We start from the raw sequence: 12,340 nt of genomic DNA, 5'->3' as shown, positions 1-12,340 counted from the left end.
GTCATGTCAACGCACACAACTTCCGCCGGGGTATCGGCCGGAGGTCCAGACAGGCCTGATGCCGAAAATACGTCATGGCAACGGCTCTTGTCCGTTTTCGGCGGTATCGGCGTTCTGTCCTTCGGCGGACCGGCGGCCCAGATTGCACTGATGCATCGCAAGCTGGTCGACGAAACCGGTTGGCTGTCGGAAAAAACCTACGTCAACGCGCTCGGATTCTGCATGCTCTTGCCTGGTCCGGAAGCCATGCAGCTTGCGACCTATTGCGGCTGGAAACTGCGCGGTGTTGCCGGTGGGTTGCTGGCAGGACTGCTTTTTGTCGTGCCCGGAGCGCTCGCGATCTTCGCATTGGCCGCTGTCTACACCGCGTTCGGGAATGTTCCCTTGATCAGCCAGTTGTTTCTCGGGATCAAGGCGGCCGTGCTGATTGTTGTACTGGAAGCACTTATCCGGCTTTCGAAAAGGGCCCTGACAGAACGACGGCAATGGGTGATCGCCGGCCTGGCCTTTGTCGCAATCTTCTTTCTCGCCTTGCCGTTTCCGATGATCGTGCTGGCCGCCGGACTTTATGGTGCTGCCTTCGGCCACAAGGTCGCCGGGAAAACAGTCGAAGAACCGGTTCGTGTCAGAACATCTCCCTCAAGGACGCTGGCAACTGTCGTCGTCAGCCTGGGGATATGGCTTGGGCCGCTCATGGTTCTTGAATGGGTTACCGGTTACCCGATCCTGAGCGATATCGGCTGGTTCTTTTCCAAGCTGGCTGTTGTCACCTTCGGCGGGGCATACGCCGTCCTGGCCTATATGGCACAGGACGTCGTCACCTTGCATGGCTGGCTGAGTGCCGGGGAAATGATGGATGGGCTCGGTCTTGCGGAGACGACGCCCGGTCCCCTGATCCTGGTGACCCAGTTCGTCGGGTATGTCGCAGCGTTTCATGAAGGCGGGACAGCTTTGGGAATAGCAGGTGGCCTTGTGGCTCTCTGGGCAACCTTTGTCCCTTGCTTCCTGTGGATCTTTGCCGGAGCGCCCTATATCGAGTGGATCTCCGCGCAACCTCGGCTCAAGTCCGCTCTTTCAGCCATCATCGCGGCTGTCGTCGGTGTCGTTCTCAACCTGTCGGTCTGGTTTGCGCTGCATGTCTTCTTTCAGACAGTCGCATCTTTGCAATGGGGTTGGCTGACACTTTGGGTTCCGGATGTCGGCAGCCTCGACTGGCGGGTGCCCGTGCTTGCAGCCCTGTGCGGCTTTTTGCTGCTGCGTCTGCACGCGAACCTGATCTGGACATTGCTTGCAGCCGCGCTGGGGGGCGTGCTCCTGTCCCAGGTCGGTTGAGCCTTCCAAAGTCGCAGGGCAATGAAAATTTGTCCTGCGATCTCATCACGTGTTGATTCCGGTTTTGCTTTCAACTCCCTGTTTTAAGGGAGGTTTCTTCGGTGTGCGCTGTCGCGGGGAGGTATTGCATTGCCTTTGTGCCAACTGGATCGGCGCTTGCTCTGTCTCTCGTGAAAGAAGCCTTGAACGGGTTACTGCAACCGTGCACTCTGCACGCGTTGTGGACACAGTCCCGCTTGGAGGAAACAGCATGCAGTTACCGGATTTCATAAAGAATTTTCCCGCACTCGATATTCCATTTCCAGAAGAGACCGTGAGCACTCACGCCATACGCTCTGACGCCGGTCTCGTCGTCTTCTTTGAGTTTCACAAAGACTTTGTACTGCCGCCCCATTCCCATCTTGCCCAATGGGGAACACTGCTCGATGGTGAAATCGAATTCACGATCAACGGCGAAACAAACACGCTCGGTCCTGGCGCTGTCTGGGATATTCCAAGCGGGGTTGAGCACGGAGCCGTCATCAAGGCGGGCAGCAAGGCAATTGACGTTTTTGAAGAAGCGGACCGGTATCAATTGCGCGGCTGAAGGCGCTGCCCGGTCGGTTTTCTGGTTTTCATAGTGCGTCCCGGCCAGACCTGCCGTCTTTCCTTCTTTCAGATTTTTGGGTTTCCGGGCTCGATGTCGTTGGAGTTGACCGATGTTTCATCGGAAGACTACCGGGCCGATTTCGGTGCGCGGGAACTGCGCTGCCCGATCAGAAAGCTGGTTGAGGCACGCCTGTGGGAAGAGATACCGAAGGGCGAGACCGGAACCGGAGATACTGTCGCTGCCGATTGACCGGAGGCAGCCGCCGAAGTGACGGTCGAGGTCGAAAGGCCTGCCGAGGATCAGACAAAGGCTTGGGCCCCTGAAGATATTGATGAGGCGGGTGCAACGGAACCAGGTGCTGAAGAGACCGTATTGGAATGAACATGACTGCGATGGAATGGCGCTCTCTGGAGCGCCTTCATCAGGTGGCGCCTGAACAATGAAGAACAGGGGTGCGTTTGAAGATCAGCGAAGGGCAGCAAGTGTCTCACTCCCAGGACGCAAAATTTTTTTCAGATGAAAGTTGGCTGAAACGTTCTTTCAAACTGTCCATGAACTGAGTCCGGTTTCCCGGCCAGGTGATTGGTTCACCGACAAAAATGTCGCAGAAAAACGGAACCAGCATAAAGGATCCCTTGGGCAGGGCCTTGCCGAGGCCGTGAGTGAATACGGGAACGACCGGAGCATCGGGGAACCGTTCGGCGAGATATGAAACTCCCTTTTTCAGATCCGTCATCTGTTCCGGCTTGCCGCGGGACCCCTCGGGAAAAAGGATCAAAACCCTGTCCTGCGCCAAAGCCTCGTAACACCCCTCCAGCGGATCAACTGATTTATCGGCGCTGGTTCTTTCCACCGGTATGATGCCGAGGACGTGCTCCGACAGCCAGGCTTTGCGAGGAGAGGAAAAGAAGTAATCGGCAGCGGCTACGGGCTTGATGTCCTTGAGCCTGGAGAGCGGCATCAGGGCCATCAGCACCATCGTGTCCAGATGGCTGTTATGGTTGGCAACAATGATTGCCGGTCCCTTTGAAGGGAGAAGATCCTTTCGCCGGACGTTCAGGCCCAACAGGAACAGGACCGCGATCTTGACGAATGAATAGAAGGCTTTTTGCAGCATGCATTCGGCCTCCTAGTAATAAAAATATCGGATGAAGTGAAAGAACAGCGGTGCCGTGAAGGTGAGGCTGTCGATACGGTCCAGAATGCCGCCATGTCCGGGAATGAGGCTGCCCGTATCCTTGACGCCGAGGTCGCGCTTCAGAGCGGAAACAGTCACATCGCCGACGAAACCGGCAATGGCAATCAACAGGCCGGCCGCTGCGGCATGGGCCAGGTCAAGAGGCGTGACAAGCGGTGCGATCAGCATGGCGAGAACGAATGTGGTGGCTACACCGCCAAGGAAACCTTCCCAGGTCTTGTTGGGACTGACACCTGGGATGATCTTGCGACGCCCGAAGAGCTTGCCCCAGGTGTATTGGGCGACATCGTTGAACTGGGTCAGGAAGATCAGAAACAAAAGCAGGCCGGCGCCGCCGGCGCTGCTTTCAGGCGTCGCAGGCAGGATCAGTAGAAATGCCGCGTGGCTGATCGAAAAGACGCACAGCATCAGTCCCCAGTTAAGCGTGCCCACCGATTTGAGAAATCCGTCTGTCTGCTGGGACAGCAAGCTTGCAAAAGGCAGAAACAGGAACATGTAGACCGGGATGAAGACGGCAAACATGCCGTAGTAATGGTCGTAGACCCAGAAATACTGAACCGGGATCGACAGATATGCCCAAAAAAGCACCCGCCGGTCGGCCCTGCGGGTTGGGATCATCGAAAAATATTCCTTTAGCGCCAGGAAACTGATGAGTGCGAACACGATGATCGAAATGGTTTGGCTGACCAGGAAGGCGACTGTGAAGATCGCCACCATGACCCACCAGCTCTGAGTACGCTGGACGAGCTCGCTCATGTCCTTGCTTGAACGCTTTGAAACGACGAATACAACAATGCTGGCAAGTGTGAGCAGAGCCCAGATGCCGATCAGAGCCCAGTGAATAGCGAGTAGTTTCATCGGGTTTCCAGCTCCCTGAGTGCATTGCGGGCTCGATTGAGAATCGTGAGTGCGGACAAGATGAGACCCACACCGAACAGGACCTGGTAGAGAATTGGCGTGGTCAGCCCGATCCCCATCAAAAACCCGCAGAAACCGAAGAGCGCGGCACGGTCGCTCTTGCCGAAGGGCCCGTCATACCGGCGGCTCGCGCCGACCTGAACGCCAATGACCCCAGTCATTTCTCCAATGAGTGCCAGGACGACCAGCCCGATGACGAGTTCGGTTGGAACAAAGGGCAGGGCGGCGAACGGCAAATAGAGTGCCGCGTCCGATACAACGTCTCCAAGCTCGTTCAGAACCGCACCCAGATGAGATTTCTGATCGTGTTCCCGGGCAAGCATGCCGTCGATGGCGTTCAAACCCATGCGGAGGAAAAGAACGACAGGCAGGAGCAGCAAGGGAAGGGCTGCACCCGGAAAGAGCCAAAGCAGCGCTCCTTGCAGGACAGACAGGACAATTGCCGAAACCGTCACCTGATTGGCGGTGACACCGCTTGCTGCAAGCTTGCGGCATACCGGGCGGAGCATGTCCTGAAAGCGGGATTTGAGCTGGTAAATGGTTGGCATATTAAGTTTGTCCGAAGTGGCCAATGAACGCGAAAATTTTACAAGACCGAAAATTCATCCGGTTCGCCAAGAGAGGTTTGACGAGCCGGAGTGGCGAGCCAAGGGGAGCTTAAACTAGACGTTTGACAGCCTTTTTCAAAGAGTTCAGCTCTCTCTTGCTCGGCTTCCTTTCGGAAAAGGCGATACGCATCGACAAACCCTCAATGAGATCAAGCGTAAACTTCGCGCAGTCCCGGTCCGGTATGTCCGGATTCCCGCCAGACAGTTTACGAATGGCTGCAATCTGATCTTCGAGGGCCAATAGGAGACTGTCCCGATTGGTAAGGAAGCCTTCCACGATAACCGGGTTGCGCATGGCTTCGGCAAGAATTTCGATCGTGAGAGCTGCGTTTTCAGGTTGGCTGCACAGCTTCAGATAACGTTCCACGAATGTTTCAAGCGCGGCGAGCGGGTCCGTGTTGGTCGTCAGGCCCTCTTGCAATTCGGCAAGATCTTCGGCTTCGAGAGTGGCGATTTCCGCTATGAGTTCGGTCTTTCCACCGAAATGATTGTAGATGTTGCCAAGGGAAACGCCCGCTCGTTTGGCTATGTCGCGGATGCCGGTCTGATGAAACCCCTGTTCGATAAAGCAGATAGCGGCGGTTTCGACGATGTGTTTCCGGCGCGCATCTGCGGTTTCCGCGCGCGATAATTTTTCGCTCATCCGACTTTTCTCGTTTTGTGCATTGGCACTCTCGAATTTCATTACTACATAATGAACGATCGTTCGCTCATAATCTAATAAAGGCCTTTTTGTCGCCGTGCAATGCGACCCGGCCCGCCAGAGCGGCGGTCACTCGTTCGGTTTCCCTTTTCAAAGGGATTTCAGTTGATTTGAGACGTTTAGGCAATGCACATAAAAATTGATCTTCCATTTATTCTGCGAACATTCAGAAGCCGGATTGCGCTGACCTGGGGCATTGTCCTTGTCGAAAATGTGCTGATTGCGTTTGTCCCCTTGCTCATCGGCAGGACTATCGATGGGTTGCTGAAAGGGCAGATGACCGAGCTGTTCTGGATGATGTCCATTCTTGTCGTGCTGGGGATCATCGCCGTTGCGCGCAGGTTATACGACACGCGGACCTATGGCACCATCCGGCTGCATCTGGGTTCGCAACTCCAGAAAAGAACGTCATCTCTTCAGGTCTCCAAGCGCAGCGCGCGGATCGACATGTCCAGGGAACTGGTCGACTTTCTGGAAACGGACGCGCCTGAACTGATCACCGCGGTTATCCAGATCGCAGTCAGTTTTGCCATCCTGACCTATTTCGACATCCGGCTGGGTGTCTCTGCTGTCATCGTCGTGATCGGCATGATTGCCGTTTATGGCTGTTTCCACCATCGGTTCTACCGTTTCAACGCCAGCCTGAACGAACAAAAGGAACAGCAGGTTGATCTGCTTGCTGCAGGAAACCGGCTTGGCGTGTTCCGTCATCTGCGAGCATTGCGCAGACACGAAGTTTCCATATCGGATACGGAAGCACTCGTTTATGGCGGGATTTTCCTGCTTCAAATCGCCTTTGTCGCTTTCAATCTCTTCCAGGGTGCCGGAATTCCGGACGTGACAGCCGGCCAGATCTTCTCGATCGCAAGCTATTCCTGGGAGTATGTCGAAGCAGCACTGATGCTTCCGGTCGCGCTTCAGAGCTGGTCACGCCTCAGCGAAATCATCTCACGTATCAACTCTGACAACGACGGATACTCAAATGCCTGATATGGCGATCAAGCCAGACCGTTTGCTTGCAGTTCTTTCCTTCGCCTCCTTCATTTCGTTGCTGCCAGGGCTTGTTGAAGCCGGGACACCACCGGAAGGCTATTGGCTTAACGGAGACAAGAGTGTCGTCGTTGCCATCGGCGCCTGTGAAGCGGGCAGTGTGAAACTCTGCGGGATAATTGTGGGTTTGCCAGGCGCGACCAGTAATACCGAACTCGAACGCTACCGCTCCGAGCTGTGCGGATTGCCCTTGATCTGGGACCTGCAGTCAGGCGACGGGAACCAATTCTGGCAGGACGGGAAAATTCTGGATCCCGAGACCGGGCAAGTCCACGACCTTCAGGCGAACTTCGTGGGACACGCTCTCGAGTTACGCGTTTTCGAAGCGCGGCGAACGAAAACGCACAAGCTGACCTGGCAAAAGATCGAGACTTTCAAGGAGCCTTGCACATGAGAAAGGCAATCTGGATCGTGCTGGCCCTTGTGGCCCTTGTCGGCGTTGTTCTTTATCTGGAAACGCTTGAAGATGTTGCCGAAGTCACCGAAACGGGTGCCGAGGTGGCCCCGAGACCCGTGACCGTCGTTGACGCCAGGATTGGCAACCACGCGGGAACCATATCGGTTTTTGCGGAGGTCGTTCCGCGCTGGCAGGTCGACTTGCGCTCTCGCGTTGCAGGGATCGTCAAGGATATTTCTCCATTGGCGCTGGGCGGATCGAGGGTTCCCGGCGACACCGTCCTTCTGACGCTGGAGGAAGCTCCATTTCTCGCAAGTGTTGAAGAAGCACGCCATACGCTCAAGAATGCCGAATTCGGGCTGCGTCAGAAAGAAAACAAGCGCGACATCGCGCTGAAGGACTGGCGAGCGGTCAATCCGGACGAAGTACCGCCGGAAATGGCCATTCACCTGCCGGAGGTCCGGGTTGCCGAGCAATCCGTCGCGGCCGCCGAGGCACGTGTTGGCGCCGCTGAGTTCGATTTGCGGTCAACGACAATCAGGGCCCCGTTCAATGCGATCGTGACGAAGCGGCGCGTCAGCCCAGGACAATCAGTCAACGAGGGGGACGTGCTGTTTTCCTTGCTTGATGACAGCCAACTGGACATACGCGTGTCTCTTTCCCCGAATGAGTGGAGATTGCTGGCGGCAAACTGGGAAGACGGGCGCGCGGATCTCTTTGACGATGCCGGTTCTCATATCGGAACCGCAAAGGTGAAGCGCGGCGGAGGTTTCCTCGAACCTCAGTCGCGCAGATACCAGCTCTTCCTCGAGGTTGACAGGTCCGCAGAAACACTTGCCTTGCCCGGACAGTTTGTCCGCGTTGCCCTGCAGGGGCAACAGGTCGAAAACACGCTCCGGATTCCCGAAAGCGCGCTGACGCAAAACGGTTTTGTCTGGTTTGTCGATCCGGCTGACCGATTGCAAAGATACGAAGCCTCCGCGTTGTTCCGCAACAGCGGAGATGTTGTCGTGAAAGCGCCAGACGATGCGTCCACAGGAGACGTGTTGCGGATCGTCCGACTTCCCATGAGTGCTTATCTTCCGGGGCAAGTGGTGGCACCGGTAAGCGGAGGACAGGGCGAATGACCTGGCTCACAAACTGGTTTATCCGCAATCCGGTGGCAGCAAACCTGTTGATGGTTTTCATACTGATTGCCGGCGTGACATCGCTCCTGACGATCCGAATAGAAGGTTTTCCGAAAATTCCGGCCGATACGGTGACCGTGTCGACTTTCTTCCCAAATGCCTACACGGCACAGGTCGACGAGCAGATCACGCAAAAGATGGAAAAGGCGATCGAGGGGCTCGAAGGTGTCAAGGCCGTCCGGTCGACCTCCGAACCTGGCTTTTCGCTGGTTTCAATTCAGAAAAACAACGGATACGACCTGCAAAAACTGCTCGACAACGTCCGCTTGAAGATCGACGGACTGGCAGATCTTCCTAAAGATGCCCGTCGACCGGTGATCGAGACCAACAATTTCGATGTGCCGGCCCTTTATGTTCAGGTCTTCGGCGAAACCGATCTCAAGTCCTTGCAGAAAATTGCCCGCGGGCTCAGGGCCGATCTGCTTGCCAGTCCTGAAATCTCCCGGGTCAACAACTGGGGCCTGCAGGATCAGGAAATTGCCATCGAGTTTCTGCCCGGCACACTGGAGCGCCTGAACCTCACACTTGCAGATGTCATGACACGTATCCGGGAAACGTCGCTCTATTTTCAAGGCGGCACCTTGCGAACGGAAGGGGGATACATCTCGCTGCGAGCCGACAGTCAGGCAAATTCGCTACGGGACTACCAGGACATTCCCGTTGTCAGATGGCCTGACGGAACGACGACCTTGCTTGGTGACATTGCGAAAATCACCGACGGATTTGAAGAAATCGACATTGAAACCCGCTTCAATCGTCAACCATCGGTCGGCATGGAAGTCCTGATCGGGCGCAAGGATAATCTGCTGCGCGTCTCGGAGGCTGCCGACGCCATTGTTGGCGAAGTTGAACGGACCCTGCCAGAAGGCGTCGAAATTGCCGTCTGGGGCAACTCCCGCGATTACATTTCAGATCGCCTGGAACTTCTGAGCAACAGCGCGATTCAGGGTCTTGTCCTTGTGGCTTTGATGCTGGCCGTCTTTTTGAATGTAAAACTCGCCTTCTGGGTCGCCATGGGGATTCCGATTTCCATTGCGGGGGCGCTGGCCGTGTCGACCACGGGCTGGGTCGACTATTCGCTCAACGATATCACCACGTTCGGTTTCATCATCGTGCTGGGCATTCTGGTGGACGATGCCGTTGTTGTGGGTGAAAGCGTGCACGAGCAGCGAAAACGTTACGTTGATCCCTTGCGCGGCACCGAGGCCGGGGTCGCGCGGGTTTCGACGGCCACGGTTTTCGGCGTGCTCACGACAATAGCGGCGTTCTTTCCGATGCTGCTGATCGACAGTCCCCTGGGCAAAGTGCTGGCGGGTTTTGCAGGCGTCGTCATACTGGCGCTGTTGTTCTCGCTGCTGGAGAGCAAGCTTATCCTGCCGGCGCACCTTGCTCACATTTCCATGGATAAAACAGGAAAGTCGAACCCGCTCTCACGAGGGTGGGCGCGTTTTCAGGGTTTTGCACGCGGATGCCTGATGGGGTTCAGGGACCGGGTCTATGCGCCTGTGCTCAAGTGGTCGCTCGCAAACCGGTACTCCGTTCTCGTTGTTTTTGTCGCGGTGGCAACGCTGGTTTTCGGCCTGATGGGAAAAGGCCAGATCAAGTCCACGTTCTTCCCCAATGTCCCCGGCCAGGTCATCTCCGTTTCCCTGACCATGGATCAACGCGCTCCGGCACATCTGACGAAACGCAATGTTGCCATCCTTGAGGAGGCGGGGCTGGCCCTGAACGAAGATCCGGCCTTGCACACTGCTGAAGGGGCAGGCCCGGTTGCACACCTCTTTGCGTTTCTGAATGGAACGGCGTCTGCAGAGCTTTACCTGGAGCTGACACCTTCCGAAGCAAGGCCCGAACTGTCCACATCGGACGTTCTTGAAAACTGGAAACAGCGCGTCGGTCCCCTGGAAGGGGTTTCGGAACTCACATTTTCCGCATTTGAGGATTTCGGCGGAGGGTTCCGGATCCGACTGATCGGTCCGGACAAGGAGCTTTTGGCAGATGCCAGTCTGGATCTGCAAGAGCGGCTGGCACAGTTCGAGGGAGTGTCAAACGTCCGCGATACCTTCCTGACCGGGCAGCCGGAACTCAGGCTCAGACTGAAACCTGAAGCACGTGCGCTCGGATTTACTTCCGAACGTCTGGCAAGCCAGATCGGCTATGCATTCGGCGGCGGAGAAGCGCAGCGCATTCAGCGGGGTACCTCCGAAGTCCGGGTCGTGGTGCGCAATTCACGAGATTCTCGTGACCGTATCGAAGACCTGATGGCACTCCGGCTGAAGAGTGAGAAAGGGGACTGGATATCGCTTTCGACCGTTGCGGAAATTGAGCCACGATATGTATCGGAGAAGGTCCAGCGCCGGAACGGCGATCTTGTTGCGACCGTGCTGGCCGACGTGAATCGCGAAGTCGTATCACCGGAAGAGATCGGCCAGGCACTGTTCGGCGGGTTCACCGGGGAACTGGAAGAAAAGTATCCGGGTCTCGCAATCGACAGGGGCGGTGAGCTGGAAGAGATTGGCGAAATGAGAGGTGGTCTTCTGCGCGCCGTCATCATTGCCTGTCTCCTGATCTACATTCTGATGGCAGTACCGCTCAAATCCTATTGGAAGCCGCTGATTATCATGTCCGTGGTTCCGTTCGGATTTGTCGGAGCGGTCATAGGCCACGCAATCATGGACCTGCCGTTTTCACTCCTGTCATTTTTTGGCGTGCTGGCATTGATCGGGGTTGTGGTGAATGACTCGCTCGTCATGATGACGTTCTATGTCCAGTCCAGGGAAGAGGGGATGCCGAGTGAGGAAGCAACGTTCAGATGCGGCGTGGACCGCTTTCAGGCTATTTTTCTGACGACCGCAACCACCGTTGTCGGGCTGTTGCCGCTCATGAGCGAAACATCCGAGCAGGCCCGCTATCTTATCCCGGCGGCTGTTTCCCTGGCCTATGGCGAGATTTTCGCGACCTTGATCACCCTGATTCTGATACCGGTGCTGCTGGCGATCTCGCAGGATGTCCGAAGGATAGTTTTCGGAAAATCTCCAACTGTTGAAGTCGCGCCGGCTTGATGCATGGTCCCCTTAAATTGACGAAGCCGCCAAAGTCGGCGGCTTCCGGTGACACATGCCTGTTTCAACTAAAAGCGGGCGGCGACACCGAGCAGCGGCCCATGCGTGATGGTATCGTATGCGAACCTGTTCGCGCCGGATTTGTCGTTGTCGTAGTCGACGCTCAGCGCCTTGTACTGCAGGTGGGCCGACCAGGTCTGGTTGAAGTGGTAGCCGACACCTGCCTGAACGTTCCAGGAGAAGTCGGAAGCAACACCAAAACCGCCGATATCACCCCTGGCATTCGCAGACCATTTGTCATTGAACTGATGGATAGCGCGTATGCCGATGACCGGGTCGATCCAGTCGTCGCCTCTTGAGATGTCGAAACTGCCGGCAAATGTTCCGTTGGCGTTCAGGTCGAGGTTGATGTCCCAATAGCGCCCCCCGGCATAGAGGTCGACCGAAGTCTGAGGAGAGTTGTGGACGCGATAGAACAGCATGCCTTCGACGATGAGCTGGTCAACCCCGACGCTGATCCGTCCGCCGCCAACGCGCGAATCCGCCGACGCACCAAGCCCCATGTAGGCAACGTCCAGCATCGCGCCGAATTTCTGCTGATAAAGCGCTTCGGCGCGAACCATTGCACCAAATCGCAGATTTTCAAGAATATCGTCAGTGCCGACGTCGATATCCGTGCTTGGCAAACGTCCGACCTGCGTCGTTCCGGTAATGTTTGCCGCCACGAAATAAGGCGCAATCAGGAACTCCCAGGTCCGGTTGATCCGATCGTTGGCGGGATAGGTTTCCACGATAGGTGATGGTGGCAGGTCAGCAGCTTGCACCATGGTCAAAGGCAACCCGGTTGCGAATAAAATCAATCCAAGATCTCGGAATAATTTCGAGATATTGTAATTTTTACGCATGAATTCTTGCCCTTCTCAGCATTTTCACGGTTCACCTACAGATGAATCGGTTTTTTTATTCAAACACAACAATAACGTAACCGCTACCGTCCGCGAGGTAATAACTCCCGCCGCATTGCTGATATGCAACACCATCGACCACGACTTTGCTGCATCCGGACGGCAAGGCATTCACTCTCCGCGTTGTTCGGCGCACGGTACGGCGTGCCGATCGACGTACGGTTCCTGGCTTTTGTGCCGCCGCGGTCGTCACCGCAGGTGCGGATAACGACCGTGTGGCGGTGTCACGCCTGATCTCCAGAAACAGACCTGCTGTGAAAGTTATCACCGCGACTGCGGCAGCAAAACTTTTGGAGACCTTGAGAGTTCGCCGCTCCCTGTCGATCATGAC

General features: G+C 56.1%; 13 protein-coding genes. 7 read left to right on the top strand and 6 right to left on the bottom strand.

The window, feature by feature from the left end; translation table 11 throughout:
* The first annotated feature begins 3 nt into the window (after positions 1–3).
* The 3 genes from chrA (at position 4) to ACO6TI_RS25110 (ending at position 2,170) form a co-directional block, all read left to right on the top strand.
* On the top strand, positions 4–1,332 hold the full coding sequence (gene chrA, locus ACO6TI_RS25120) for a chromate efflux transporter (RefSeq protein ID WP_422383606.1): 1,329 nt from the start codon (positions 4–6) through the stop codon (positions 1,330–1,332).
* 250 nt (positions 1,333–1,582) lie between these two features.
* Positions 1,583–1,918, top strand: coding sequence for a cupin domain-containing protein (locus ACO6TI_RS25115; protein ID WP_055116979.1), 336 nt, complete (start codon positions 1,583–1,585; stop codon positions 1,916–1,918).
* A 93-nt stretch (positions 1,919–2,011) separates the two neighbouring features.
* Positions 2,012–2,170: a hypothetical protein gene (locus ACO6TI_RS25110; RefSeq protein ID WP_196914888.1), complete on the top strand. Its 159-nt coding sequence runs from the start codon at positions 2,012–2,014 to the stop codon at positions 2,168–2,170.
* A gap of 238 nt (positions 2,171–2,408) precedes the next feature.
* Here ACO6TI_RS25110 and ACO6TI_RS25105 read toward each other — a convergent pair whose 3' ends face one another.
* The 4 genes from ACO6TI_RS25105 to ACO6TI_RS25090 all read right to left on the bottom strand — a co-directional run bounded on the left by ACO6TI_RS25105 (position 2,409) and on the right by ACO6TI_RS25090 (position 5,288).
* A complete protein-coding gene (locus ACO6TI_RS25105) occupies positions 2,409–3,038 on the bottom strand; it encodes a lysophospholipid acyltransferase family protein (RefSeq protein WP_055116544.1) in 630 nt (209 codons plus the stop codon).
* 12 nt (positions 3,039–3,050) lie between these two features.
* Positions 3,051–3,977 carry a phosphatidate cytidylyltransferase gene (locus ACO6TI_RS25100; RefSeq protein ID WP_055116542.1) on the bottom strand — a complete coding sequence of 309 codons (927 nt, stop codon included), beginning with the start codon at positions 3,975–3,977 and terminating at the stop codon, positions 3,051–3,053.
* Positions 3,974–4,585 (bottom strand): CDP-alcohol phosphatidyltransferase family protein, encoded by a 612-nt coding sequence (locus tag ACO6TI_RS25095; protein ID WP_197000910.1) that lies wholly within the window; start codon positions 4,583–4,585, stop codon positions 3,974–3,976. Before ACO6TI_RS25095 ends, ACO6TI_RS25100 begins: the two co-directional genes overlap by 4 nt.
* A 109-nt stretch (positions 4,586–4,694) precedes the next feature.
* On the bottom strand, positions 4,695–5,288 hold the full coding sequence (locus ACO6TI_RS25090; protein ID WP_197000909.1) for a TetR/AcrR family transcriptional regulator: 594 nt from the start codon (positions 5,286–5,288) through the stop codon (positions 4,695–4,697).
* Between the two features lie 186 nt (positions 5,289–5,474).
* On the opposite strand from ACO6TI_RS25090, the gene ACO6TI_RS25085 reads away from it, so the two are divergent.
* From ACO6TI_RS25085 to ACO6TI_RS25070, 4 genes are read left to right on the top strand one after another with little or no spacing between them, the layout of a single operon-like run.
* Positions 5,475–6,338, top strand: a complete 864-nt coding sequence (locus ACO6TI_RS25085; protein WP_108873810.1) for an ABC transporter six-transmembrane domain-containing protein — start codon at positions 5,475–5,477, stop codon at positions 6,336–6,338.
* Positions 6,331–6,792: a DUF2147 domain-containing protein gene (locus tag ACO6TI_RS25080; protein WP_422383605.1), complete on the top strand. Its 462-nt coding sequence runs from the start codon at positions 6,331–6,333 to the stop codon at positions 6,790–6,792. Before ACO6TI_RS25085 ends, ACO6TI_RS25080 begins: the two co-directional genes overlap by 8 nt.
* Positions 6,789–7,922 carry an efflux RND transporter periplasmic adaptor subunit gene (locus tag ACO6TI_RS25075; RefSeq protein ID WP_055116534.1) on the top strand — a complete coding sequence of 378 codons (1,134 nt, stop codon included), beginning with the start codon at positions 6,789–6,791 and terminating at the stop codon, positions 7,920–7,922. The genes ACO6TI_RS25080 and ACO6TI_RS25075 overlap by 4 nt, the downstream gene beginning before the upstream one ends.
* On the top strand, positions 7,919–11,044 hold the full coding sequence (locus ACO6TI_RS25070) for an efflux RND transporter permease subunit (protein ID WP_422383604.1): 3,126 nt from the start codon (positions 7,919–7,921) through the stop codon (positions 11,042–11,044). Before ACO6TI_RS25075 ends, ACO6TI_RS25070 begins: the two co-directional genes overlap by 4 nt.
* Positions 11,045–11,112: 68 nt before the next feature.
* On the opposite strand, the gene ACO6TI_RS25065 is transcribed toward ACO6TI_RS25070, so the two are convergent.
* Together ACO6TI_RS25065 and ACO6TI_RS25060 are read right to left on the bottom strand one after the other, a co-directional pair.
* A complete protein-coding gene (locus ACO6TI_RS25065) occupies positions 11,113–11,871 on the bottom strand; it encodes a hypothetical protein (RefSeq protein WP_055116529.1) in 759 nt (252 codons plus the stop codon).
* Positions 11,872–12,004: 133 nt separating this feature from the next.
* Positions 12,005–12,337, bottom strand: a complete 333-nt coding sequence (locus ACO6TI_RS25060) for a hypothetical protein (protein WP_108873814.1) — start codon at positions 12,335–12,337, stop codon at positions 12,005–12,007.
* Positions 12,338–12,340: the final 3 nt, after the last annotated feature.

It is taken from the genome of Roseibium album (assembly GCF_965233825.1).
In the GTDB taxonomy this organism is placed as follows: Bacteria; Pseudomonadota; Alphaproteobacteria; order Rhizobiales; family Stappiaceae; genus Roseibium; species Roseibium album.
The sequence above is the reverse complement of the archived record's forward strand: the minus strand, read 5'-3'. Positions and strand labels throughout refer to the sequence as shown.